Source organism: Neisseria lisongii (genome assembly GCF_028463985.1).
In the GTDB taxonomy this organism is placed as follows: domain Bacteria; phylum Pseudomonadota; class Gammaproteobacteria; order Burkholderiales; family Neisseriaceae; genus Neisseria; species Neisseria lisongii.
The window spans coordinates 749,220-772,878 of the sequence record NZ_CP116766.1; the positions used below are offsets into that span (position 1 = coordinate 749,220).

The 23,659-nt window shown below is 51.2% G+C and carries 23 protein-coding genes and 1 pseudogene; 4 read left to right on the forward strand and 20 right to left on the reverse strand.

Going from position 1 to position 23,659, the window contains the following annotated elements:
- Positions 1-287 precede the first annotated feature (287 nt).
- The 3 genes from PJU73_RS03335 to PJU73_RS03345 form a co-directional block, all read right to left on the reverse strand.
- Complete coding sequence (locus tag PJU73_RS03335) at positions 288-1,400, reverse strand: NADH-dependent flavin oxidoreductase (RefSeq protein ID WP_237091851.1); 1,113 nt, start codon at positions 1,398-1,400, stop codon at positions 288-290.
- Positions 1,401-1,492: 92 nt separating this feature from the next.
- On the reverse strand, positions 1,493-2,278 hold the full coding sequence (locus PJU73_RS03340) for an HpcH/HpaI aldolase family protein (RefSeq protein ID WP_237091850.1): 786 nt from the start codon (positions 2,276-2,278) through the stop codon (positions 1,493-1,495).
- Between the two features lie 11 nt (positions 2,279-2,289).
- Positions 2,290-2,721 (reverse strand): organic hydroperoxide resistance protein, encoded by a 432-nt coding sequence (locus tag PJU73_RS03345; RefSeq protein ID WP_237091849.1) that lies wholly within the window; start codon positions 2,719-2,721, stop codon positions 2,290-2,292.
- A 106-nt stretch (positions 2,722-2,827) separates the two neighbouring features.
- Here PJU73_RS03345 and PJU73_RS03350 point away from each other — a divergent pair, with 106 nt between their 5' ends.
- Positions 2,828-3,730 (forward strand): AraC family transcriptional regulator, encoded by a 903-nt coding sequence (locus PJU73_RS03350; RefSeq protein WP_237091848.1) that lies wholly within the window; start codon positions 2,828-2,830, stop codon positions 3,728-3,730.
- A 346-nt stretch (positions 3,731-4,076) separates the two neighbouring features.
- On the opposite strand, the gene PJU73_RS03355 is transcribed toward PJU73_RS03350, so the two are convergent.
- From PJU73_RS03355 to iscR, 13 genes are all read right to left on the reverse strand, one after another.
- Positions 4,077-4,952, reverse strand: coding sequence for a DMT family transporter (locus PJU73_RS03355; RefSeq protein ID WP_237091847.1), 876 nt, complete (start codon positions 4,950-4,952; stop codon positions 4,077-4,079).
- Positions 4,953-5,088: 136 nt separating this feature from the next.
- On the reverse strand, positions 5,089-5,814 hold the full coding sequence (locus PJU73_RS03360) for a tRNA-specific adenosine deaminase (RefSeq protein ID WP_237091856.1): 726 nt from the start codon (positions 5,812-5,814) through the stop codon (positions 5,089-5,091).
- Positions 5,815-6,234: 420 nt separating this feature from the next.
- On the reverse strand, positions 6,235-7,185 hold the full coding sequence (gene miaA, locus PJU73_RS03365) for a tRNA (adenosine(37)-N6)-dimethylallyltransferase MiaA (protein WP_237091846.1): 951 nt from the start codon (positions 7,183-7,185) through the stop codon (positions 6,235-6,237).
- Positions 7,186-7,192: 7 nt separating this feature from the next.
- Positions 7,193-8,497: a 3-phosphoshikimate 1-carboxyvinyltransferase gene (gene aroA, locus PJU73_RS03370; protein WP_237091845.1), complete on the reverse strand. Its 1,305-nt coding sequence runs from the start codon at positions 8,495-8,497 to the stop codon at positions 7,193-7,195.
- Between the two features lie 128 nt (positions 8,498-8,625).
- Positions 8,626-9,630: a porphobilinogen synthase gene (gene hemB, locus PJU73_RS03375; protein ID WP_237091844.1), complete on the reverse strand. Its 1,005-nt coding sequence runs from the start codon at positions 9,628-9,630 to the stop codon at positions 8,626-8,628.
- Between the two features lie 249 nt (positions 9,631-9,879).
- Positions 9,880-10,617 (reverse strand): DUF6973 domain-containing protein, encoded by a 738-nt coding sequence (locus PJU73_RS03380; protein ID WP_272607586.1) that lies wholly within the window; start codon positions 10,615-10,617, stop codon positions 9,880-9,882.
- Positions 10,618-10,867: 250 nt separating this feature from the next.
- Positions 10,868-11,368 carry a Fe-S protein assembly co-chaperone HscB gene (gene hscB / locus PJU73_RS03385; RefSeq protein WP_237091842.1) on the reverse strand — a complete coding sequence of 167 codons (501 nt, stop codon included), beginning with the start codon at positions 11,366-11,368 and terminating at the stop codon, positions 10,868-10,870.
- A gap of 17 nt (positions 11,369-11,385) precedes the next feature.
- Complete coding sequence (iscA, locus tag PJU73_RS03390; RefSeq protein ID WP_237091841.1) at positions 11,386-11,706, reverse strand: iron-sulfur cluster assembly protein IscA; 321 nt, start codon at positions 11,704-11,706, stop codon at positions 11,386-11,388.
- A 109-nt stretch (positions 11,707-11,815) separates the two neighbouring features.
- Positions 11,816-12,202, reverse strand: coding sequence for a Fe-S cluster assembly scaffold IscU (iscU, locus tag PJU73_RS03395; protein ID WP_237091840.1), 387 nt, complete (start codon positions 12,200-12,202; stop codon positions 11,816-11,818).
- A gap of 101 nt (positions 12,203-12,303) precedes the next feature.
- Complete coding sequence (locus PJU73_RS03400; protein ID WP_237091839.1) at positions 12,304-12,570, reverse strand: hypothetical protein; 267 nt, start codon at positions 12,568-12,570, stop codon at positions 12,304-12,306.
- Positions 12,571-12,644: 74 nt separating this feature from the next.
- A complete protein-coding gene (locus tag PJU73_RS03405) occupies positions 12,645-12,773 on the reverse strand; it encodes a hypothetical protein (protein WP_272607587.1) in 129 nt (42 codons plus the stop codon).
- Between the two features lie 72 nt (positions 12,774-12,845).
- Positions 12,846-14,060 carry an IscS subfamily cysteine desulfurase gene (locus tag PJU73_RS03410; RefSeq protein WP_237091838.1) on the reverse strand — a complete coding sequence of 405 codons (1,215 nt, stop codon included), beginning with the start codon at positions 14,058-14,060 and terminating at the stop codon, positions 12,846-12,848.
- 30 nt (positions 14,061-14,090) lie between these two features.
- Positions 14,091-14,537: a Fe-S cluster assembly transcriptional regulator IscR gene (gene iscR / locus PJU73_RS03415; RefSeq protein ID WP_237091837.1), complete on the reverse strand. Its 447-nt coding sequence runs from the start codon at positions 14,535-14,537 to the stop codon at positions 14,091-14,093.
- A gap of 353 nt (positions 14,538-14,890) precedes the next feature.
- On the opposite strand from iscR, the pseudogene PJU73_RS03420 reads away from it, so the two are divergent.
- Positions 14,891-15,880: pseudogene (locus PJU73_RS03420) on the forward strand (IS30 family transposase).
- Between the two features lie 19 nt (positions 15,881-15,899).
- Here PJU73_RS03420 and PJU73_RS03425 read toward each other — a convergent pair.
- Together PJU73_RS03425 and PJU73_RS03430 are read right to left on the reverse strand one after the other, a co-directional pair.
- Complete coding sequence (locus PJU73_RS03425) at positions 15,900-16,877, reverse strand: class 1 fructose-bisphosphatase (protein WP_237091578.1); 978 nt, start codon at positions 16,875-16,877, stop codon at positions 15,900-15,902.
- Between the two features lie 154 nt (positions 16,878-17,031).
- Positions 17,032-17,877 carry a 23S rRNA (adenine(2030)-N(6))-methyltransferase RlmJ gene (locus PJU73_RS03430; protein ID WP_237091579.1) on the reverse strand — a complete coding sequence of 282 codons (846 nt, stop codon included), beginning with the start codon at positions 17,875-17,877 and terminating at the stop codon, positions 17,032-17,034.
- A 544-nt stretch (positions 17,878-18,421) separates the two neighbouring features.
- On the opposite strand from PJU73_RS03430, the gene PJU73_RS03435 reads away from it, so the two are divergent.
- Positions 18,422-18,901 carry a DUF4189 domain-containing protein gene (locus PJU73_RS03435; RefSeq protein ID WP_237091580.1) on the forward strand — a complete coding sequence of 160 codons (480 nt, stop codon included), beginning with the start codon at positions 18,422-18,424 and terminating at the stop codon, positions 18,899-18,901.
- 80 nt (positions 18,902-18,981) lie between these two features.
- Here PJU73_RS03435 and ung read toward each other — a convergent pair whose 3' ends face one another.
- Together ung and trpS are read right to left on the reverse strand one after the other, a co-directional pair.
- On the reverse strand, positions 18,982-19,653 hold the full coding sequence (ung, locus tag PJU73_RS03440; protein ID WP_272607588.1) for a uracil-DNA glycosylase: 672 nt from the start codon (positions 19,651-19,653) through the stop codon (positions 18,982-18,984).
- Positions 19,654-19,747: 94 nt separating this feature from the next.
- Positions 19,748-20,758, reverse strand: coding sequence for a tryptophan--tRNA ligase (gene trpS / locus PJU73_RS03445; protein ID WP_237091581.1), 1,011 nt, complete (start codon positions 20,756-20,758; stop codon positions 19,748-19,750).
- Positions 20,759-21,013: 255 nt separating this feature from the next.
- Here trpS and clpB point away from each other — a divergent pair, with 255 nt between their 5' ends.
- On the forward strand, positions 21,014-23,587 hold the full coding sequence (gene clpB, locus PJU73_RS03450; RefSeq protein ID WP_237091583.1) for an ATP-dependent chaperone ClpB: 2,574 nt from the start codon (positions 21,014-21,016) through the stop codon (positions 23,585-23,587).
- The last annotated feature ends 72 nt before the right edge of the window (positions 23,588-23,659 follow it).

Consider the following 23,659-nt stretch of genomic DNA (forward strand, 5'->3'; position numbering starts at 1 on the left):
TCTGACTGAATAAAACAAGCCGTCTGAAAACCAAGTTTTCAGACGGCTTGTTTCGCTATATATATTTTCAGACAGCTTGGGTAAAATTAACGTATAGTGAATTCACTGAATAATTCATACGTTTTTTAAACAGGGCGTAAGTTGGGTCGAGACCCAACATTATTTAAAAACCTTGAAACATAAGATTTTGTTGGGTTACGATCGTACCTCGCTACCCACAACCTGCGCCTGCTTTTGTATGGAAAATTCGATGTTTGAACTATAGAATTAATTTTATCAATCCAACTTTAAATATCCATCGCAACCCAGTCTTTATCTTTCACAGGCGGTAGCCACGCTTGATCTTGACCGCACAGATACCATAAGCGATCGGGCATACCGTACTGATCTGCTCGGCTTAAATCTAAGACGGTGATGATTTTATCCTGCTCGCCGTTTTTCATCAGTGTGGCAAAATTCGGGTTCATCATCACGGTTTTGCCCACGGCGATCAGTTCCGCCCAGCCCGTTTGATAGGCGTTCAGCACATCATCGGCACTGAACAGACTACCCACGCCGATCAGCGGTAATTTGCCGTTAATCCGTTCGTGAATAAGCTTAATTCGCTCAAGGTTCGTGTCCGCCCCACGTTTGGCTTTTTTGTAGAAATCCCACAATGAAACGTGCAAGTATTGCAACGGCTTATCCAGCAAGGCATCAATTAAGCTGAAACAATCGCTCATCGTCAAACCATCGTCGCCCGCTTCTTCTGGGCTGAAACGATAGCCGATAATAAAATCAGGGCGTTGCAGTTGTTCACGCACAGCACTTACGGCATCCACAACCGCAAGCGGAAACGCCAAACGCTCGCCCCAGCGATCTTGACGGCGGTTGCTTTGTGCCGAATAGAACTGCTGGATTAAATAGCCATTCGCCCCGTGGATTTCCACGCCGTCAAACCCCGCTTGAATGGCAAGTTTTGTCGCATTGGCAAAGGCTTGCACCAAATCGGCAACTTCTTGCTCGGTCAAGGCTCGCACGCCTTCGCTTGCGGACGGTGCAACCACGTCATCATTCAATTCTGGCAGGGAACGATTACCGCCGTGATGAATTTGCAACACCGCTTTTGCCCCTTGCGATTTGATGATCTCGGCAACTTCCTGCAAGCTAGGCAAATCTTTTTCGCCCACGGCTTCAGGTTGCCCGTGAAATGCCTTACCGCCTTTGGCAACTAACGTCGCCGCAGTAATAAATAACCCGAAATCTTCGGCACGGTTGGCAATAAATTTGCGTTCCTGTTCGCCCAACGAGCCATCATCATTTGAACCCAAATGGGTCATCGGTGCGACCACTAAGCGGTTTTTTAGGCTCACACCATTATTAAAGGTTAAGGGTTGGAAGAGAGGTTGATAGTTGTTCATTTGCTTTCCTTATTATGAAGCGTACAAGCGGTCAAAAATCTTAAATTTTCTGCAAAAATGCCGTCTGAAAACCACGTTCAGACGGCATTATTTTATAAAACTGCTTTATAACTTGCTAATGTATCATCCGCCATTTTGGTTAAAAATGCGGTATCTGCACCAACGCCAAGGAACGTTACGCCCATTTCGGCATAATGTTTGGCTTGCTCTGGGGTTGCAGCGATAGTGCCGACAGGCACGCCGAGTTCTTGAATACGTTTAATCGCATATTCCATTTTCTCTACCACTTCAGGATGGAAAATGTTCAAACCGTGTCCCATATCAACGGCGAGATCCACAGGTCCAAGGAAAATCGCTCCCACGCCCGGGGTTTTGACGATTGCGTCAAGGTTTTCCATCCCTTTTTTGCTTTCAATTTGCAACATAATCATTGTTTCGTTTTCAATGCGTTGCTGATAATCAGGGTAACGCCCAAAGCGTGAAGCACGCACCACGCCAGCCCCCATTCCACGATTACCACGAGATGGATAGCTCGCCCAGTACATAATTTGCTCGGCTTCTTCGCCACTTTCCACTTTCGGCACGATAATGTTTTGAATGCCCGCATCCATTAACTGTTTGAAAATGCCTGTTCCCGCTTCGGCAACACGCACCACTGGGGTCATTTCATAAGGGGCGATGGCACGAGCAACGTCTAAAATGGTTTGCACCGTATGCGGGCCGTGTTCGCCATCAATAAACAACCAGTCGTAATCCGTGGTTGCCAAGGCTTCCGCCACGTCAGCGGATGTGGTTTCCAAGCCCACACCAAACTGCATTTTGCCTGCTTCAACGTTATGTTTAAAACTATTGTGTAAAAAATCTTTAACTATTGCCATCGCATTTATCCTTATAAATCAAAAGAATTAACAACCTTAACGTGCAAACGCACATCTACGTTGCCACGGGTTGCGTTGGAATATGGGCAAACTTCGTGGGCACGGGTGATTAAGGTTTTGGCATCGGCTTCGCTCAAGCCTTCCACGGTGATGGTGATGTCTAAATCTAGGCTAAACGCACCGTCTGCTTTTTGACCGATCCCCACGCCAACGGTGGTTGAAGATTTAGTTGGTTTTAAGCCTAAGGTTGGGGCAACGTGGTTCATTGCACTGTCAAAGCACGCCGCATAGCCCATCGCAAATAACTGTTCTGGGTTAGTGCCGACTTTACCGCTTTCGTTTTGAAAGCCCACTAAATCAAAGCCGATTGAACCGTCATCCACTTGTGTACGTCCATCACGACCGCCAGTTGCTGTTGCGCTTGTTTGGTAAAAAATTTTCATAATTTGCTCTCTTCTAGGATTGTTAAAAGTGCGGTTATTATATTGAAATGTTGTCCAATAGCCTATATTATTTCTACAAATATTTTGCCTAATTCTCTAAAATTTTATGCTATCCGAACAAACTATCCAAACTTTATTACAACTCGCCCCCAAAAATGAAGTCTGGCAAACGCCAATCAAAGGGCTGTTCGTCCATCAATGCGATAAACCGCAACATTTTGAAAGTTATATCCAAGAGCCGAGCGTTTGTATTGTGTTACAAGGGGAACGACAAATTTGCTTAGGCGATGAATGTACGGTCTTTTCGCAGCCGCACTTTATGTTCTGCCCTGTGAATATGCCTGTTACCATGCAAGTTCAGCACGCCAATGCCGAAAAGCCCTATTTATCGGTATCCATGAAACTGGATTTAGAAGAAGTTTCCCGCTTGCTGTTGCGTTTGCCGAGCCATTATCCGACTGCTACGAATGATCACACTTTTAATCAATGGCATTTAGAACAAGGCTTAAGTGAGGCATTTGAACGCTTATTAAATTTACTCAAAACGCCAAATGAGATTGATTTTCTTGCACCTTTATATCAGCAGGAAATTTATTATCGTTTATTGCAAGGGAAAGCAGGCGAAAAATTGCGAGCTTTACTCAGCTTTGGTAGCCATACCCAACGCATCGCCCAAGCCACACAATGGATACAGAACCATTTCGCCGAACCCTTGAGCGTAGAAAGCCTTGCAACACAATGCGGTATGTCTGTGTCAGGTTTTCATCATCATTTCAAAAAAATCACCCATTTATCACCGCTACAATACCAAAAATCGCTACGCCTTACCGAAGCCCGCAAGCAACTGCAAGCCAAGCCCGAAAGCATCGCCGCCGTCGCCTTTGCCGTCGGCTACGAAAGCCCCAGCCAGTTTAGCCGAGAATATAACCGTTATTTTGGGTATTCGCCGAGGGGGGAGTTAGGGGGGATAAATCTTAAGAATCATTTGTATATAGTGGATTCATTTTAAAATAATAACAGCCAATCTCTATCCGTCATTCCGATGAAAGTCGGAATGATGGGCGTGTTTGAAAATCGTACGGTTTATTAAGTGGATTCACTATAGTAAATCAACTGAAAAAATATGACACTACAGCGAGCCACCCTTCCCCTAGCCCCTTCCCGCCAGCGGGACGGGGAACAAAGTGCAGGTGGAGCAACTTAGCTTGTTGCCCACCACATATTCCGACTGTCATCAGCTTGCCGATTTGTACAGAAAATTCGGTGTTTTAACCATATATATTAAAAAATTCAGCCGCTTTCGGGCGGCTGAATTTATTGAGATTTTCAATTTATCTATTTGTTTCCAATTAGTTTTATTTGCTTTTCTTTAACGATCCCAAATAAATTGCGGTCAGGGTGCAGGTGGCGCCAAGCCATTGGAGGGTGTTGATGTTTTTGCCGAGCAGGAAGGTGTCGATGATCAGGGCGGCGACGGGTTCAGTGAGCAACAGAAGGCCGGTGAGGGCGAGGGAGAGCATGGGGATTGAGTAGGCAATCAGCCCCCATGCAAGGCACTGCATGACTGCGCCGTACACCAGAATCCAGCCGACTTGCTGCCATGTGGTGGGTAGGATTTTGCCGGTGTCGAGCAGGAGCATGGGGGCGATCAGGGTGATGATGCCGCCGATGCTGATCAGCAGCATCAGGGGAAAAATGGGGGTGGGTTCGGCTTCGTGGGTTTTGCGTACGAAAACCATGGATAATGCCAGACACAGGCCGGAGAGTGTGCCGGAAGTGAAGCCCCATAAGGCGTTGCCGTTGTGGCTGAATTCGGGGCTGCCGATCAGAACCACGCCGAGGGTGGCAAGTAACATGCTGAACAGTTGCAGCGGTGTTTGGCGTTCGCGGTACAACATAAAGCCGATGGCGGAGAGCCAGAAAATCTGCAGGCTGTTGAGCAGGGTGGAAATGCCGGGGCCGACGGCGTAGATACTTTCGTGCCACAGGGCAAGGTCGAATGCGAGAAACAGACCGGCAATCAGTGCGCAGCGGCGGGCTTGGCTGCTGCGGGGAAAGCGCTGGCGGAACAGGCGTGCCAAAATCAGGAAAATAACCGAGGCAACGGCAAGCCGCCAAAAGGCGATGGCGTAAGCACCAATGGGGAGATGGGCGACAATAATGCTGCCCAAGCCGAACAGTATGCAGCCAACCACCAGCCCGGCGGAGGCGCTGTTTTCCGAGAGTTTCATAAGAAGCCCAGTATATTTAGAAAAGGGCTTAACATAGCATAAGGGTAATGGGGATTCAAGTTGGCGAGGCCGTCTGAAAATCGGGTGTAGTTAGTTTTCAGACGGCATGGATGTGGAATTTATCAAACATGTGTACTTATGGGCATTGCCGCCGTTGTTGGAAAAATTGTTGCAGGATATGGCGGCATGGTTCTTCGGATACGCCGCCGAGTATGGCGGTGTGGGGGTTGATGGTGGGATTGGCGAACAGGTTGAGTACGCTTCCGGCGGCGCCGCTTTTTGGCTCGGCGACACCGAAAATCACTCTGGCGACTCTTGCCTGAATCAGGGCGGAGGCGCACATGGGGCAAGGTTCGAGGGTGATATAGACATCGCAGCCGTCGAGGCGGTAGTTTTGCAGGGCTTTGCCGGCGGCGGCGAGGGCGCGGATTTCGGCATGGCGGCTGATGTCGCAGTCGCTGACGCAGGTATTGTGGGCGGCGGCAATCAGTTTGCCGTTTTTGACGACCACTGCGCCGACGGGGATTTCGCCGAGTGCTGCGGCCTGCGCTGCCTGTTTTAATGCTTCGTTCATCCAGCCTGCCATTTCTTCTTTGCTTGGAAATACGGCAACCGGCGGGTGGTTTTTCAGGGCTTGGCGCAGGGCGTTTTTTTGTTCGTCGTCGAGAGAATGCGGCGGTAAGTTGCGGCACAGGCATTCAAGCTGCCACAGGGTGCTGAGGGTCAGTGTGCAACCGGCGGCTTTGAGCAGCAGAAACGCCCGTACTGCGCCGGTTTGCTGCAAATCGTGCAGCGTGGCAATGCCGAGGGCTTGGAGGGTGGTCAGTGTTTTGGGGGCGACGGGCGGCGTGGTGAGCGGCATGATATGGAGGACTGGGGTTTTATGGAACATTTTTCTATCGTGAATTTACTTTAAAAGTATGGCAACACAAACTACCTTTTCCCGATTTTAGTTTTAGCTTCGCAGAAACTCGCTATGCTCGTTTTCAGACGGCGTTCATGTGAAATTAAAGAACCCATGCATGCTTAGGCATGCACGCTACACCCTGAGAAGAGCACGCTACCGGTGAACTTGGTGTAGCGTGTGTGCCAAAGCACGCACGAATTCAGTGAGTCCACATAGTGAATATCACATTCCAAATTCACGATAGAAGCAAACTCGTGCATGCATAGGCATGCACGCTACACACGGTTTTCTGTCCCGTCTGCGGGAAGGTGGCTTGCTGAAGTGTCGTATTTTTTCAGTTCATTCACGATATATTCGTTTTCAAGCAGCCTGTTTTCAGACGGCCTCAAAATGTTGCTTGACCTGCTGCAGGGCGGTTTGGGCGTAGTCGTTTTGGCGGTAGGGGTCGAGGGCTTGGTCGATGAGGATTTTCCGCAGCCAAGTGAGTTGGCGTTTGGCAAGTTGGCGGGTGGCGGCAATGCCTTTTTCGACAAAGGTCGGGTAGTCGTACACGCCGTCGAGGTAGTCCCATGCCTGACGGTAGCCTACGCAGCGCATGGACGGGGTGTCGCTGTGCAGTTCGGGGTAGCGTTGTTTTAGAGACTGCATTTCGTCTAAAAAACCCTGCGCCAGCATTTGCTCGAAACGGTAGGCAATTTGCCGGTGGAGGTCGGCACGGTTTTCGGGAAGTAGGGCGATGGTGTGCAAATCCAGCGGTGTTTGTCGGGTTTGCTGTTGCGAGAAATGTCGGCTCAGGGGTTTGCCGGTCAGCATAAATACTTCCAGCGCCCGTTCAATCCGCTGGCTGTCGCTGCTTTTCAGACGGCCTGCGGTTTCGGGGTCGATGCGTTGCAGTTGTTCGTAAAGATATGCCAAACCGTGTTGCGCTTTTTCGGCTTGCAGTCGGAGGCGGATTTCGGGATCGGCCTGCGGCAAATCGTTCAGCCCGGCGGTGAGGGCGTGGTAATACATCATGGTGCCGCCGACAATCAGCGGATAATTGCCCCGCCCGTGAATTTCGCTGACCAACCGGATGCAGTCATCAACAAATTCAGCGGCGCTGTAGCTTTCCGGCGGCGAAATAATGTTAATCAGATGATGCGGCACGGCGGCGAGTTCGGCGGCACTCGGTTTGGCGGTGCCGATGTCCATATCCCGATAAACCAAGGCGGAATCGAGACTGATGATTTCAACCGGTAGGCGTTCGGCGATTTGGAGCGCTAAGCCGGTTTTGCCGCTGGCGGTCGGGCCGAGCAGGGCAAAGGCTTTGGGCAATGGTGCGGGCATGGCGGCTTTACTCGGCGGCTTGGGTTAATCCGGCGAACACGTCGAAATAGGTCGGGAAGGTTTTATGGGTGCATTTGGGGTCGTTGATAACAACGGGTACGCCCAGCAGCGAAACCAGCGAGAAACACATGGCGATGCGGTGGTCGTCATAAGTGTCGATGGCGACTTCTGCTTTGAGGTTTGCCGGCGGGGTAATGTGAATGGCTTCGGCTTCTTCCCGCACATCTGCGCCTAATTTGCGCAATTCGGTCGCCATGGCGTGAATGCGGTCGGTTTCTTTGACCCGCCATGAGCCGATATTTTTCAGGGTACAGGTTTGGCCGCTCGCCAGCGCCACCACCGCCAGTGTCATCGCTGCGTCGGGAATGTGGTTGGCATCCAAATCAAACGGGGCGACGGGGCGGCCTGTGGGGCGGGAAACTTCGATAAAATGGTCGCCCCATACCACATCTGCCCCGATTTTTTCCAGTTCCCGTGCAAAGGCAACGTCGCCCTGAATGCTGTTCAAACCGATGCCGGTAACCCGTATCGGCGTGTTTTCCGCCAAGAGACCGGCGGCGAGGAAATAGGAAGCGCTGGAAGCGTCGCCCTCGACATGCAGCACTTCCGGCGCATGGTAGCGGCTGCCTGCGGGAATCTTAAAGCTGCGGTATTGCCGGTTTTCCACTTCTACGCCGAACTGCGCCATCAGTTTTAAAGTGATGGCGATATAAGGCTTGGAAATCAGTTCGCCGACCATTTCGATTTCAAATGCTTCGCCGGTCAGCGGCAAGGCCATCAAGAGGGCGGTCAGAAACTGGCTGGACACATTGCCTTTAATCGGAATGGTGCGGACACCGCTGCTTCGGTATGCGCCGATTTGCAGCGGCGGATAGTTCGGATTACCCAAATAGCGGACATCGGCACCGGCCACCGCCAATGCGTCTGCCAAGTCGCCGATCGGCCGCTCGTGCATACGGGGTACGCCGTGCAGATGGTAATTGCCGCCGAGGATGGCAAGCACGGCGGTCAGCGGGCGGAAGGCGGTTCCGGCATTGCCGAGAAACAAATCGGCTTCCCGATTGGGAAAGCTGCCGCCGCAGCCGTGTACTTTCAGACGGCCTTCCGACAGATGTTCGATCTGCACGCCGAGTTTTTCCAGCGCTTCGAGCATACGGTCGGTATCGTCTGATTTGAGCAGCGAACGGATTTCGCAGGTATTATCGGACAACGCCGCCAGCAGCAGGGTACGGTTGCTGATGCTTTTCGAACCGGGAAGGGCAACGGTGGCGGACTGGAGGCGGGCGGCTTGCAGGCGGATGTGTTCGGTCATAATCGGGTGCTTGTTAAAATGTGGGGAAACGGGAAATGTTGAGGCCGTCTGAAAAATGGGTGTTTTGTTGGGCGGGAAGCGAGTCGCCCGTTTTTACTCGTTTTTCAGACGGCATGGTCAGTGTATTGTTATCGGTTTTTCAGTTGTTTGGCGGCTTCGATGGCGTAATAGGTCAGAATACCGTCGGCACCGGCCCGCTTGAACGCCAGCAGGCTTTCTAAAATCACTTTGTCGCCGTCGAGCCAGCCGTTTTGAATGGCGGCTTGCAGCATGGCGTATTCGCCGGAAACCTGATAGGCATAAGTCGGCACGCCGAATTCGTCTTTGACACGGCGCACCACGTCTAAATACGGCAAGCCCGGTTTCACCATCACCATATCCGCACCTTCCTGAATATCCAGCGCCACTTCGTGCAGCGCTTCGTTGGTGTTGGCGGGATCCATTTGGTAGGTTTTTTTGTCGGCCTTGCCGAGATTGCCGCTGCTGCCGACGGCATCCCGGAACGGGCCGTAGAAGGCGGAGGCGTATTTGGCGGAATAGGCCATAATGCGGGTGTGGATATGGCCGGCATCTTCCAAGGCTTCCCGAATGGCCAAAATCCTGCCGTCCATCATATCGGACGGAGCGACGACTTGTGCGCCGGCTTCGGCGTGGCACAATGCCTGTTTGACCAAAACCTCGATGGTTTCGTCGTTCAGTACATAGCCGCCGGTATCGGTAAGGCCGTCTTGTCCGTGGCTGGTGTAGGGATCGAGCGCCACATCGGTCATAATGCCCAACTCAGGGAATTTTTCCCGCAGCGTACGCACGGTTTGCGGCACCAAACCTTCGGGATTATAGGCTTCTTCGGCGGTTTCGGTTTTGTTGCGGGTAACCACGGGAAACAGTGCCAACATCGGAATGCCGAGGTTTAAGGCTTCTTCGGCGGTAAACAGCAGTTTGTCCAAGCTCTGGCGCTTCACGCCCGGCATGGAGGCGATTTCCTGTTCCTGATTGCTGCCTTCCAACACAAACACCGGATAAATCAAATCGTCGGCACTAAGCGTATGCTCGCGCATCAGGCGGCGGGAAAAATCGTCTTTACGCATACGGCGCATACGGGTATTGGCAACATAACGTGGCGGGAAGTTCATGGGCTAACCTTTCTGTAAAACCATGCCGTCTGAAAAGCGGATTTGCGGATTTGATAGTGGAATAAGCTCAAAGCACTACAGCGTTGGCTTCGCCTTGCCGTATTATTCATACTGTCTGCGGCCTGCCGCCTTGTATTGCTTTGAGCTTATTCCACTATGGCATAGCTGAAGCGGGCAAAACGGGTTTCAGACGGCGTTCATCGCAAGATGGCGTTAGTGTACGCTTTTTTCGGCGGGCGTTAAAGGGTTTCAGTCTTCGATTTTGCTGATGGCGCTGATGCCGTTTTTGATTTCACGCAAGGTGTTTGCGGAATCGGCGTAGCGGGCGGCTTCTTCGGCGGTCATGCCGTTTGGGTTTAAAGGTTCGAGATTGCGCAATGCTTGGCGGTAGGCTTTTTCGTCCAACTTGGTTTGGGCAATCCGCCAAATGGTGCGGCCGCCTTCGTTTGCCTGCTGAACCGTCCACAAACCTTCTTCACGGTAATAGTCCAACACCAAAAACGCCAACTGTTTGATGCTGCGGCGGGGATTTTCGCTGCCGATGCTGCGGCCTAAGGCATTATTGTACAAATCCACCGCCTGATCGGCGGCAAGACGGCTGAAATAATCGGTTTTGCCCCAGCGCCATTCGGTATCGCTCAGGTTGGCATGGCCGATTTTGCGGGCAAGTTTACGGTTGAATTGGGCGGTGATGGCGGCCTGCCACAAGGTATTGCGCACGGCATTAACCTGCGTACCCCGACCATCGCCGTTGGCACTGTCGTCCAAACCGGTACGCAGCGCAAAGCGAGCCGCATTGCTGCTGATGTTGGCGGCGGCTTCGTCCGGCACGCCGATGGCTTGGGCGGCGGACGGGTGGCTGATAACAAATTGCGCCAGCTTGCTGCGGCGGCTTTGGTTTTCTTGATAAGACTGGCAACCGCTCAACAGGGCGGCCGCCACGGCACACAGAATAAGTTTGCTGTTCATCATGTGGGGAAAAATCATCAATGGAAACGGTTGCAGCGGATATTTACCATAAAAAGCCCGCTGCGGATAGGGTGAGGCGGAAAAAAACGGCATTTTGGCCGAAAAGTTGTGGCGGTTTATTGTTTTGTTTGAATTGGTGTCAGACAGTGGAGGCAATGATTGGTTCAAATATTTATCTGCCGCCAAATCGGTTTTCAGACGGCCTGTGGCGGGCTGCTGTTGCCCAAAGGCCGTCTGAAAATGCGGCTTGGCAAACCGCCTGATTTGATCAGAGGGCGGCGGCAAGTTCGCTGCCGATTTTGTTTAAAAAACGCCCTTGGCGAACCAGTTGCGCCGCCTGCTGCCAATCGTGCTGCCGCAAAGCCTGCGACAATGCCTGATACAGCGAGGCCTGTTCGCCGGAAATTTCCTGCTGCAAGCGGTTCAGCGCAGCTTGATCCTGCTCGAATTGGGCTTCCATTAAGGCTTCCCGCCATTCCATCTGCTGGGTCAGAAATTCGGTGGAAAACTGCGTATGTTCCGGCGCATCGGCATCAATGCCCTGCATTTGCAGCAGGTGGGCGGCACGGTCAATCGGATTTTTCAGCACCCGATAGGCTTCGTTAATCGTCGCCGACATCATCACTGCCTGTTTTTGCTCGAAAGACGAGGCGGAAGCGAATTTGTCGGGGTGGAAGCGGGCGGAAAAATCACGGTAGGCCTGTTCCAAACGGGCTTCGTCAAGGTCGAATACCGGCTCGATTTGGAATAGGGTAAAGTATTGGCTCATAAGGGAAAACTTCCTGTTTAAACGTGGAAACTTTCGCCGCAGCCGCAAGAGTCTTTGACATTCGGATTGTCGAATTTAAAGCCTTCTTGCAAGCCTTCTTTGGTGTAGTCCACCTGCGTGCCGTCGAGATAAACCAGACTTTTGGGATCGACAAAAATTTTGGCACCGAATTGTTCGAATACGGTGTCTTCGGCCTGCGCTTCATCAACAAATTCAAGATTATACGCCATGCCCGAACAGCCGCTGGTTTTCACGCCCAAGCGTACGCCCAAGCCTTTGCCCCGATTGGCCAGATAGCCGTTGATGTGTTTGGCGGCATTTTCTGTGAGGGTAATCATCGGTATCTCCTAACAATATTTCCAGATTTCCGGATTGAAGCGGTTTTTGCGAAACTTGCTGTTTTCAGACGGCCTGTGTCAATGAGGCCGTCTGAAAACGGATTGCGGTTTATTGCGCTTCTTTTTTCTTGCGGTAGTCGGCAACGGCGGCTTTGACTGCGTCTTCCGCCAAAATCGAACAGTGGATTTTTACCGGCGGAAGTTCCAATTCTTCGGCGATGTCGCTGTTTTTAATCGCCAAAGCATCATCCAAACTTTTGCCTTTGACCCATTCGGTAATCAGGCTGGAAGAGGCGATGGCCGAGCCGCAGCCGTAGGTTTTGAATTTTGCGTCTTCGATGATGCCTTCATCATTAACTTTGATTTGCAGACGCATTACGTCGCCGCAGGCCGGTGCGCCGACCATGCCGGTGCCGACAGATTCATCGCCTTTGTCGAACGTGCCGACGTTGCGCGGGTTTTCGTAGTGGTCAATCACTTTATCGCTGTATGCCATGATGTGTATTCCTTGTATTGTGATTATAAAAAAGTTAAAAGTTTCAAACGGCCTTGAATGGCGTGGTTTTATTATGGGAAAATTTAACCATCCATCCGATTTCAGTCGCGGCGGCGGCCTACTACCACCGCTGCGCATGTCGGAGACGTGCCGACATCACCCACGTAAGTTCTGTCTCCTTGACGGCATTCTTCTAATATGCTGACATTAATTGGGACGACATTGACCACATCATAACCGGCCTGATCGAACCAATTATATAGATTCGCCAGTGTCTGTGAATATTGTTCCATATCGACTATTTGCTGATGGCGATCATAGTCAGCCATAAAGTATCTGGCATGGAATTTCGGTCGTTGCTGAGACATACGGTGTTCCTGTCATTTAATTAAAAAAATAAAGGAAGACGGTGTTTCACGCCTTGTTTTCAGACGGCCTTGAATCAGATTTTGCAGGCACCGCCTTCGCAGCCTTCATCGTTTTCACTGTCCACGCCGCCTTCAACGGTTATGCCGTCGAAGCTGTCGAGCAGACTGTCTAAATTATCGAGGTCTAGGTCTTGTTCGCTCATTTTGTTTTCCTGCGGGGTAAGCCGTCTGAAAATATATTTTATCGTTTTTCAGACGGCCTGCTTCAACACAAATCAGTGTGCCGCCCATTCGATTGAGTCTAAGTCAATGCCGTCTTTAAACATTTCCCACAGCGGCGACAATTCCCGCAGTTTGCCGATTTTGGATTTGATGAGTTCGGCGGCGTAGGCAACTTCTTCTTCGGTGGTCATGCGGCCGAAGGTGATGCGCAGGGAAGAGTGTGCCAATTCGTCGTTGCGGCCCAAGGCACGCAGAACGTAAGACGGTTCGAGCGAGGCGGAGGTACACGCCGAGCCGCTGGATACGGCAAGTTCTTTCACTGCCATAATCAGGCTTTCGCCTTCGACAAAGTTGAAGCTGACGTTGAGGTTGTTGGGCGAACGTTGTTCCAAATCGCCGTTGATGTACACTTCTTCAATGTCTTTAATGCCGTTTAAGAAGATTTCACGCAGTTTCAGATAGTGTTCGGTATCTTTTTGCAGCTCTTCTTTGGCAAGACGGAAGGCTTCACCCATGCCGACGATTTGGTGGGTCGGCAGCGTGCCGGAACGGAAACCGCGTTCGTGGCCGCCGCCGTGCATTTGGGCTTCGAGGCGGACACGGGGTTTGCGGCGGACGTAGAGTGCGCCGATGCCTTTCGGACCGTACACTTTGTGGGCGGACATCGAAAGCAGATCGACTTTGGCGGCTTCTACATCAACCGGCACTTTGCCGCAGGCTTGGGCGGCATCAACGTGGAAAATGATTTTGCGTTCACGACAGATTTCGCCGATGGCGGGAATATTCTGCACCACACCGATTTCGTTATTAACCCACATGCAGGATACCAAAATGGTGTCTTCCCGAATGGCAGCTTTCAACACGTCCAAATCAACCAAGCCGTTTTCCTGTACGTCTAAATAGGTAACATCGTAGCCTTGGCGTTCCAATTCCCGCATGGTATCCAAAACCGCTTTATGTTCGGTTTTGACGGTAATCAGATGTTTGCCTTTGCTTTTGTAGAAATTGGCTGCGCCTTTGATGGCAAGGTTGTTGGATTCGGTAGCGCCGCTGGTGAAAACGATTTCTTTCGAGTCGGCGTTAATCAGAGCGGCGATGTCGGCCCGTGCCTGTTCGACGGCTTCTTCAGCGGTCCAGCCGAAGCTGTGGCTGTTGGAGGCGGGGTTGCCGAACTGTTCGCACAGATACGGAATCATTTTCTCGGCAACACGTTTGTCAACCGGAGTAGTGGCGGCATAGTCCAAGTAAACGGGGGTTTGAACGGTCATGGTCGGTTCTTTCCTGATTATAGTTATGGATTAGTGAATGTGTGTCAAAGTAACGACTTTATGGTCGGCATCGTTGTTTTTCTGCTCGATAATGCTTTGCAGGGTAACGCTGCTGAGGTAGCGGTTAATGGTTTGGTTGAGATTTTCCCATAAATCGTGGGTCAGACAGGGCGTACCGTGATGGCAGTTTGCCTGACTGCTGCACTGGGTGGCATCGAGTTTGTCTTCGGCGGCGCAGATGATTTGGGCGATGTTGATTTGTGCAGCAGGTGCCGCCAGAATATAACCGCCGCCGGGGCCGCGCAGACTTTCAACCAAACGGGCGCGGCGCAGCTTGCTGAACAGCTGCTCGAGATAAGATAGGGAAATATTTTGGCGTTCGCTGATGGCGCTCAGTTTGACAGCACCGTGTTGGGCGTTCATCGCCAAATCAATCATGGCGGTAACGGCGAAGCGGCCTTTGGTAGTCAGTCTCATATTATTTTCAGACGGCCTGCATGGTTTTGTGTTTCGGAATTGTCTAATATCTGAGTTTTTCAGTCAAGTATTATATTAGAAAAGGGAGCTATTTTTAGGGCATCTGAGAGATATTAATAGCTACTGATTGAAAATATTTATAGGAAAATATGGATAGCAAGAATGGGGGGGCTTCAAAATTCTTTGTACCTGATTGAAACATCGAAATTTAGTTCGTCATTGCTAATAAAATCGAAGCCGTCTGAAAATTTAGTTTTCGGACGGCAGCGGATTCGCCTATCAAGTGCAACATTGCAAAACAGAAAAGGCCAGTATGCGGTAGCATACTGCCTTTCCTGACAAGAAAGATTGCAATGAGCTACACACAACTGACCCAAGACGAACGATACCACATTCAGCATCATTACCGCCACCAACCCATCACACAAATCGCACAAACGCTCGGTCGCCACAAAAGCACCATCAGCCGTGAAATCAAACGCTACAGCCAAAACCAAGACTATCGCGCCGCCTCAGCACAACAGCAAAGCTGCCAAAGCAAACAGAAAAAGCGTTCCCCCTACAAAATGACCGGACAACTCATCGGCCACATCAACACCCTTGTCTGTCAAAAACTCAGCCCACAGCAAATATGCGGATACCTCGAAAAACACCACCAGACTAAGCTCTACCACAGCACTGTTTACCGCTACCTGCACCAAAACAGGAACAATGGCAGGACATTGTGGCAACACCTCAGAATATGCAGCAAACCCTACCGTAAAAAATACGGCGGCAAAACATGGGTCAAAGGCAAAGTTCCTGACCGTGTCGGTATCGAACACCGTCCCGAAACCGTCAACAAAAGGATGCGCATCGGCGATTGGGAAGCTGACACCATCATCAGCAAAGACTAAAAAAGTGCATTACTGACCTTAATCGAACGTGTTACCCGTTACACCATTATCTGTAAGTTGAAGAACTTCAAAGCCGAAGATACTGCCAACGCTGTCATCAGGGTATTGAAGGCGCATAAAGACAGGGTACACACGATTACGATGGATAACGGTAAGGAGTTTTACCGGCACAAGAAAATCGCTGATGGATTGAAAGCGGAAACCTATTTCTGCCGTCCGTACCGCTCTTGGGAAAAGGGAACGAATGAAAATACCAATGGATTGATACGCCAATACTTCCCGAAACAGACGGATTTCAGGAAAATCAGTGGGAAGGAAATACGGCAGGTTCAGGATGAACTGAACCATCGACCAAGAAAAACACTTGGCTATGAAACGCCAAGTGTTTTATTCTTGAATATCTTCCAACCTTTGTTAACTAATGTTGCACTTGGAAATCGAAAGTAAGGGCTTCGGCTTTGTTATCTCAATCGTTTTGGTGCAGGTTGTTGATGTATGCGACTTCTTCGCTGCTTCCCATAAACACGGCGACTCGTTGGTGCAGGCCTTCGGGTTGGATATCGAGCATGGCTTGGTGGGCGTTGGAGGCTGCGCCGCCGGCCTGTTCTAAAATCAGGCTCATTGGGTTGGCTTCGTACATCAGCCGCAGTTTGCCCGGTTTGCTTGGGTCCCGTTTGTCTTGCGGATACATGAATACGCCGCCGCGCATCAGAATGCGGTGGATTTCGGCGACCATGCTGGCGACCCAGCGCATATTGTAGTTTTTGCCGCGTACGCCTTCTTTGCCGGCCAGCAGTTCGGCGATATATTGCTGCACCGGTGGTTGCCAGTGGCGTTGGTTGGACATATTGACGGCAAATTCTTGGGTTGCTGCGGCGATTTTGGGCTGGGACTGGGTTTCGACAAATTCGCCTTGTTCATTGAGGGTAAAGACGAATACGCCGTGTTTGAGGGTTAAAACCAGTTGGGTTTGCGGGCCGTATAAAACATAACCGGCGGCGACTTGATTGCGGCCTTTTTGCAGGAATGATTCGGTGGTCAGCGTGCCTTCCGGTTTGGCAAGAATGGAAAAAATAGTGCCGACTGAAATATTGACATCAATATTGGACGAGCCGTCCAACGGGTCAAACAAAACCAGATAGCCGCCGTTTTCGTGGCAGGCAACGAAAGAATCTTCTTCTTCGCTTGCCAAACCGCCGACATTGGGGTTGTTTTTCAGGGCTTCAATCAGAATATCGTTGGCGATCACGTCTAATTTTTTCTGATCTTCGCCTTGAACATTGCCAGTCCCCGCCATGCCTAAAACGCCGGCGAGTGCGCCCAGTCGGACTTTGTTGTTGATGGCGCAGCAGGCGGCGGTAACGGTTTCTAAAACGTTGCCCAATTCGGCAGGCAGGTTATGTTGTTGCAGATGTTGGGGAAGAAAGTTGGCTAAGGTGTTCATTTTTCGCTCGTTTATCATAAATAGGGCAGACGGTTAAAAATTATCGGCTGCTAAGAAACAATGTAACAGATTGTAATTCAAAATCGGATGGGAGGCTAGGTGTGCAGAGGCCGTCTGAAAATACGTTTGCTGATTTTCAGACGGCCTTTCGGATTTACGGGATTTTAGCGTCCAACACCCATTTGGCACTATCGTCCTGCGCCAGCAGTCGGGCGAGGGCGGGTAGGTTTTCCTGAAGTTGTTGCGCCAAAAGATAGGGCGGATTGATGACAAACATTCCGCTACCGTGCATACCGAAACCGTCGCTGCGGGGGTGGTGGACGTGTAATTCGGCGTGAAGATAATTTTCCGGCGAGAGTTTTTGCAACTGTTCGGGCAGTTTTTGGCTGGCTTCTTTGCTCAAACACGGATACCACACCAGATAGCAGCCGGAGGCAAACCGTTTTTGCGCTTCTTTCAGCGTCTGCACCACCCGCTGATAATCCTGTTTTTCTTCATACGGCGGATCAATCAGCACCACTGCACGGCGGGTTGGCGGCGGCAGCAGCGAAATCAGACCTTGAAAACCGTCGCTGCGGCTGATTTGTCCGCGCCGCTTCAAACCCGCTTCGTCCATATTGTTTTGCAGATGGGCATAATCGGCAGGATGCAGCTCAAACAGCCGCAGCTTGTCGTTTTGTCGGCACAAAGCCTGCGCCAGCCAAGGCGATCCGCAATACAAATCAGGCTTCGGCAGCACTTGATTGAGATAAGCGGTAAAATCCGCCAAGCCTTGCGGCAAATCCGCCGCCTGACGCAGCAGCGCAATGCCTTGCCGGTATTCTCCGACTTTCTGCGCTTCTTCGCCGCCCAAATCATACAGCCCGGCACCGCTGTGGGTGTCGATATACCAATAAGGCTTGTCTTTGCGGTTGAAATATTCCAGCGTTAAAAACAAGATAAAATGCTTGAGCATATCGGCATGATTGCCGGCGTGAAAGGCGTGGCGGTAACTGAGCATGGTCGGCTGCGCAAAAGTTGGAAACAGCGGCTATTATAGCCGAAATCCTGTGTTTTCCATACGGTGGGAGCAATGCGGACAAGCGGATTTTTGGGAATTAAATACACCGAGGCCGTCTGAAAATCAGGTTTTCAGACGGCCTTTGCGGATTCAGTTAATCGGTTTGATCATTAATTATCAACGGGCAGCGGCGATGGGCTGCTGCTCAGGTTTGCGGGTAAAAGAAGCACGCTTTGCGGCTTGAAAAATGGCCAAACGGCGGCGGTGTTGCATAAGAAATCCTTTCTACTTTGTTGCTTGTGATGGAATATGGTTTCCATACTGTGCGGCGGCCAATTGGCCTGCGCTGTTTATTGTGAGATGTTTGAGCGGTTGATAATAGGCTTTTTCTATCTTTTTGTATAGGTTGATTGTGTAAATACTATGTTGTTTTATGTAATCACACCGGCGGGTTGGGTGTGAAAAAACTGGTAATGGTGCTTAAGCCGACATATTTTTAATTTATAATAGCAGCATGAAAACAATAAATCGGGAATGTTCACCCATGCAGAAAATGTTATGCACACTGATGATGGCGTTTGCTTTTTCGGCTGCTCAGGCGGCGGATTCTTACGGACGCTTGGTTTTTTGGACCAATCCGAATGATGCTGCGGAAGCCGTCAGCATTAAAACGACGCAGGAAAATCTGACACAGGCGCAGGCCGATGAGGAGGCGGAGGCGTTTTGCCGGGGGAAAGACAGCTTGGCGGGCGTGGTGTCGGGGCAGACCGGCTGCAGCCTGAATATGCCGTTGCACAATACCTGTGTCGCCGTGGCGTATCCCAAATCCCAGCCGGGCGGCATTTCGGCGGCCAATGCGGTGGTGATTACATCGCCGTTGTTTAAAAATGTTCATCAGATTGCCTTGAAACAGTGTCTGGCGAAGTTCGGTACGCAGGGACAATGTGCCTTGCAAACGGTATATTGCACCGCCAGCGATTATTACGGCGGGACATTTAAAACGTTGCTGAACCGTTTGAAATAATTTGATTGTGTCTGATAGAACATGCCGTCTGAAAATGGGTGATGCTCATTTTCAGACGGCATTTTTGTGATGAAAACGGCTTAAATCTGCCAGTCGATTTCGGCAATGCCGTGTTGCTGCAGATAACGGTTGGCCTGTGAAAAGTGTTTGCAGCCGAAGAAACCCCGATAGGCGGAAAGCGGCGAGGGGTGGGGCGCAGTCAGTACCAAATGGCGGCTGCGGTCGATAAATGCGCCTTTTTTCTGGGCATGGCTGCCCCACAGCATAAAGACAAGGTGTTGCCGCTGGTCGTTCAGACGGGCGATAACACGGTCGGTGAATTGTTCCCAACCCAGCGGGGCGTGGGAATGGGCGGCTCCGTCCCGGACGGTCAGGACGGTGTTGAGCAGCAATACGCCTTGTTCCGCCCAATATTGCAGGCAGCCGTGCGGCGGGATTTGGAAGCCGGGAATGTCGTCCGACAATTCTTTGTAAATATTGACCAGCGAGGGCGGAATCTGGATGTCGGGGCGGACGGAAAACGCCAAGCCGTGCGCCTGTCCTGCGCCGTGATAGGGGTCTTGCCCCAAAATCACGACTTTGACCTGCGAGAATTCGGTGGCTTTAAAGGCGTTGAATACGTCTGCGGCGGGCGGGTAAATGATTTGCCCTTGTTCCCGCTCTTGGCGGACGCTTTGGATAATGTGTTGGAAATAGGGCTGTTCTTTTTCGTTGCCGATGGCTTCGTGCCAAGTGTGTATGGTCTGTTCCATTGGGGTTGCCGGATTTGCTGATGCCGTCTGAAAAACAGTTTTTGCGTTGCGGAAACGGTGTTTTCAGACGGCATGGGTTTTTAATGCGGGCGGATCAGCCCAGTTTGCGGATACCGACTGCGTCCCGTACCTGCGCCAAAAATTCTTTGGCTTCGACACGGGCTTTGGCGGCACCGGCCTGCAGAATGTCTTCGATTTGCGCCGGGTTGGCGGTCAGCTCGTTGTAGCGTTCCCGAGGCTGCGCCAATTCGGCATTGATTTTTGCCGCCAGCAGTTTTTTGGCTTCGCCCCACGCCAGACCTTCGGCAAGCATTTGGGTGAACGCTTCGGTTTCAGACGGCGTGGCAAAGGCTTTGTAGATTTCAAACAGCGGGCTTTCGTCGGGCTGTTTCGGTTCGCCCGGCTCTTTTATATTGGTGATGATTTTATTGACCGATTTTTGGGTTTTTTTGTCGCTTTCCCACAAAGGAATGGTGTTGCCGTAGGATTTGGACATTTTCCGTCCGTCCAAACCGACCAAGAGTTCGACGTTTTCATCGATTTTGACTTCGGGTAAAACAAACAGCTCTTTGAAGCGGTGGTTGAATCGTCCGGCAATATCCCGTGCCATTTCAACGTGTTGGATTTGATCGCGGCCGACCGGCACTTCGTTGGCTTTAAACATCAAAATATCGGCGGTCATCAGAATCGGGTAGCTGTATAAACCCATTTCCACGCCGAAATCTTGGTCTTCCTGACCGTTTTCCAAATTTGCCTGTACGGCGGCTTTATAGGCGTGCGCACGGTTCATCAGGCCTTTGGCGGTAATGCAGGTCAGAATCCAGTTTAATTCCATGATTTCAGGAATGTCGCTCTGACGGTAAAACGTGGTGCGTTCGGGGTCGAGGCCGCAGGCAAGCCAAGTGGCGGCAACGGCTTGGGTGGATTCGTGTATCAGCTGCGGCTCGTGGCATTTGATGATGCCGTGGTAATCCGCCAAAAACAGGAAAGATTCGGTGTTACTTTCTTGCGCTGCACGAATGGCCGGGCGGATTGCGCCGACATAGTTGCCGAGATGGGGAATGCCGGTGGTGGTTACGCCGGTGAGGACACGTTTTTTCGTCATGTTTTTTCCTTGTCGAGACGGCAGGCCGTCTGAAAATCTAAAAAATAATAGCCTGATTATACCTGATTCCGTTCAATTTTTCAGACGGCATTTGTGGCTTGTGGCGAAAAGTTATTCACAGATGGAATTGAAATAAATAACGTTGATAAACAATATATTAAATAAAATACAGGCAAAATCGGAAAAATCGGGTGTTGAGTTATCCACAGATGTACCTATATAGGGATTAACGAAAAACACACGAGGATACGCAAAATGAGATTGGACAAATTAACCGCAAAATTCCAACAGGCGCTGGCCGACGGCCAGAGTTTGGCCTTGGCTTCCGATAGCGCCTATTTGGAAGCCGCCCATGTATTGAAAGCCCTGCTGGACAACAACGACAGCGGCGCAGCCGCCCTGCTGGCACACGCAGGCGTGAATGTGGCGCAGGTGAAAAACCGGCTGCAGCAGTTGCTGAGCGCATTGCCGAAAATATCCGGCAACGGCGGCGACATCATGCCGAGCCGTGAATTGCAGGCGGTGCTGAACCTGACCGACAAAGCCGCCGCCAAGCGGGGCGATGCCTATATTGCCAGCGAATTATTTTTGTTGGCACTGGTTCAGCAAAACGATACCGCCGGCAAACTGTTAAAAGAGGCCGGCGCTACCGAACAGAATATCAATGCAGCGATTGACAGCATCAGAGGAGGACAAACCGTGAACGATGCCAATGCGGAAGATCAACGTGAAGCGCTGAAAAAATATACTTTGGATTTAACCCAACGGGCCAGAGACGGCAAACTTGATCCGGTAATCGGGCGTGATGACGAAATCCGTCGGGCGATTCAGGTATTGCAACGCCGCACCAAAAACAATCCGGTGTTAATTGGCGAGCCGGGCGTGGGCAAAACGGCGATTGTCGAAGGTTTGGCACAACGAATGGTTAATGGAGAAGTACCGGAAAGTCTGCGCAACAAACGCCTGCTGGTGTTGGATTTGGCGGCTCTGATTGCCGGTGCCAAATACCGCGGCGAATTTGAAGAACGCCTGAAAAGTGTGCTGAATGATTTGGCGAAAGATGACGGCAACACATTAATTTTTATCGATGAAATCCACACTCTGGTCGGTGCGGGCAAAAGCGACGGCGCAATGGATGCCGGCAACATGCTGAAACCGGCGCTGGCACGGGGCGAATTGCACTGTATCGGTGCGACCACTTTGGACGAATACCGCCAATACATTGAAAAAGACGCCGCACTCGAACGCCGCTTCCAAAAAGTATTGGTTGGCGAACCGAGCGTGGAAGACACCGTTGCCATTTTGCGCGGGCTGCAGGAGCGTTACGAAATCCACCACGGCATTGACATTACCGACCCGGCGATTGTCGCCGCCGCCGAATTGAGCGACCGCTACATTACCGACCGCTTTTTGCCTGATAAAGCGATTGATTTGATTGACGAAGCCGCTAGCCGCATCAAAATGGAACTGGATTCCAAACCGGAGCAGATGGACAAACTCGACCGCCGCATTATCCAGTTGAAAATGGAAAAAATGCACGTTGAGAAAGAAAGCGACGAAGCCAGCAAAAAACGTTTGGAATTGATTGACAGCGAAATCGACACCCTGCAAAAAGAATATGCCGATTTGGACGAAATCTGGAAAGCCGAAAAAGCCGCATCTTCCAGTTCTGCGGATATTAAAAAACAACTCGATGATTTGAAAGTGAAAATCGAGCAGGCCAAACGCAGCGGCGATTATGCCAAAGCGTCCGAACTGGAATACGGCGAATTACCGAAACTGAGTGCGCAGCTTCAGGCAGCGGAAAGCAGCCAGCAAGGCAAAAAAGCCAACACACTGTTCCGAACCGAAGTCGGCGCAGACGAAGTGGCCGAAATCGTGTCCCGCATGACCGGCATTCCCGTTGCCAAAATGATGGAAGGCGAACGTGAAAAACTGCTGAAAATGGAAGAAGTATTGCACCAACGTGTGGTCGGACAAGACGAAGCCGTGCGCGCTGTTGCCGATGCCATCCGCCGCAGCCGCAGCGGTTTGGCAGACCCGAATAAACCTTACGGCAGCTTCCTGTTTTTAGGTCCGACCGGCGTGGGCAAAACCGAATTGTGCAAAACGCTGGCAGGCTTTCTGTTTGACAGCGAAGACCATTTAATCCGCATCGATATGTCGGAATATATGGAAAAACACAGCATCGCCCGCCTGATTGGTGCGCCTCCGGGCTATGTCGGCTACGAAGAGGGCGGTTATCTCACCGAACAAGTGCGCCGCAAACCATACAGCGTAATTCTGCTTGATGAAGTAGAAAAAGCCCACCCTGATGTGTTCAACATCCTGCTGCAAGTATTGGACGACGGCCGCCTGACCGACGGACAAGGCCGCACGGTGGATTTCAAAAACACCGTGGTGGTGATGACTTCCAACATCGGCAGCCAACATATCCAGCAAATGGGTACCGCCGATTATGCCGCACTCAAAGAGGTGGTGATGGACGACGTGAAAGAACATTTCCGTCCCGAACTGATTAACCGCATTGACGAAGTGGTCGTGTTCCACGGTTTGGGTCAGGAACACATCCGCAGCATCGCCCGAATCCAACTGCGCAGCCTGCAAAAACGCCTTGCCGCACAAAACCTGAACTTAAACGTTTCCGATGCCGCACTCGACATCATCGCCCAAGCCGGTTTCGACCCAATTTACGGCGCCCGCCCGCTCAAACGGGCGATTCAGTCCGAAATCGAAAACCCACTCGCCAAAGCCCTGCTCTCCGGCCGCTACGCACCGGAAAGCGACATCAAAGTAGAAGCCGACAATGGCAGACTGGTATTTGCCTGAAATCCGGCGTGAAACGGGTTAAAGAGAAACCGATAAAAAATCCCGCCCGAAAGAGCGGGATTTTTTTGGGTT

Excerpts from the sequence above, each read along its gene's own strand:
- PJU73_RS03335 (WP_237091851.1), bottom strand. The coding sequence starts at position 1,400 with ATGAACAACTATCAACCTCTCTTCCAACCCTTAACCTTTAATAATGGT.
- PJU73_RS03340 (WP_237091850.1), bottom strand. The coding sequence starts at position 2,278 with ATGGCAATAGTTAAAGATTTTTTACACAATAGTTTTAAACATAACGTT.
- PJU73_RS03345 (WP_237091849.1), bottom strand. The coding sequence starts at position 2,721 with ATGAAAATTTTTTACCAAACAAGCGCAACAGCAACTGGCGGTCGTGAT.
- PJU73_RS03350 (WP_237091848.1), top strand. The coding sequence starts at position 2,828 with ATGCTATCCGAACAAACTATCCAAACTTTATTACAACTCGCCCCCAAA.
- PJU73_RS03355 (WP_237091847.1), bottom strand. The coding sequence starts at position 4,952 with ATGAAACTCTCGGAAAACAGCGCCTCCGCCGGGCTGGTGGTTGGCTGC.
- PJU73_RS03360 (WP_237091856.1), bottom strand. The coding sequence starts at position 5,814 with ATGCCGCTCACCACGCCGCCCGTCGCCCCCAAAACACTGACCACCCTC.
- miaA (WP_237091846.1), bottom strand. The coding sequence starts at position 7,185 with ATGCCCGCACCATTGCCCAAAGCCTTTGCCCTGCTCGGCCCGACCGCC.
- aroA (WP_237091845.1), bottom strand. The coding sequence starts at position 8,497 with ATGACCGAACACATCCGCCTGCAAGCCGCCCGCCTCCAGTCCGCCACC.
- hemB (WP_237091844.1), bottom strand. The coding sequence starts at position 9,630 with ATGAACTTCCCGCCACGTTATGTTGCCAATACCCGTATGCGCCGTATG.
- PJU73_RS03380 (WP_272607586.1), bottom strand. The coding sequence starts at position 10,617 with ATGATTTTTCCCCACATGATGAACAGCAAACTTATTCTGTGTGCCGTG.
- hscB (WP_237091842.1), bottom strand. The coding sequence starts at position 11,368 with ATGAGCCAATACTTTACCCTATTCCAAATCGAGCCGGTATTCGACCTT.
- iscA (WP_237091841.1), bottom strand. The coding sequence starts at position 11,706 with ATGATTACCCTCACAGAAAATGCCGCCAAACACATCAACGGCTATCTG.
- iscU (WP_237091840.1), bottom strand. The coding sequence starts at position 12,202 with ATGGCATACAGCGATAAAGTGATTGACCACTACGAAAACCCGCGCAAC.
- PJU73_RS03400 (WP_237091839.1), bottom strand. The coding sequence starts at position 12,570 with ATGTCTCAGCAACGACCGAAATTCCATGCCAGATACTTTATGGCTGAC.
- PJU73_RS03405 (WP_272607587.1), bottom strand. The coding sequence starts at position 12,773 with ATGAGCGAACAAGACCTAGACCTCGATAATTTAGACAGTCTGCTCGAC.
- PJU73_RS03410 (WP_237091838.1), bottom strand. The coding sequence starts at position 14,060 with ATGACCGTTCAAACCCCCGTTTACTTGGACTATGCCGCCACTACTCCG.
- iscR (WP_237091837.1), bottom strand. The coding sequence starts at position 14,537 with ATGAGACTGACTACCAAAGGCCGCTTCGCCGTTACCGCCATGATTGAT.
- PJU73_RS03425 (WP_237091578.1), bottom strand. The coding sequence starts at position 16,877 with ATGAACACCTTAGCCAACTTTCTTCCCCAACATCTGCAACAACATAAC.
- PJU73_RS03430 (WP_237091579.1), bottom strand. The coding sequence starts at position 17,877 with ATGCTCAGTTACCGCCACGCCTTTCACGCCGGCAATCATGCCGATATG.
- PJU73_RS03435 (WP_237091580.1), top strand. The coding sequence starts at position 18,422 with ATGCAGAAAATGTTATGCACACTGATGATGGCGTTTGCTTTTTCGGCT.
- ung (WP_272607588.1), bottom strand. The coding sequence starts at position 19,653 with ATGGAACAGACCATACACACTTGGCACGAAGCCATCGGCAACGAAAAA.
- trpS (WP_237091581.1), bottom strand. The coding sequence starts at position 20,758 with ATGACGAAAAAACGTGTCCTCACCGGCGTAACCACCACCGGCATTCCC.
- clpB (WP_237091583.1), top strand. The coding sequence starts at position 21,014 with ATGAGATTGGACAAATTAACCGCAAAATTCCAACAGGCGCTGGCCGAC.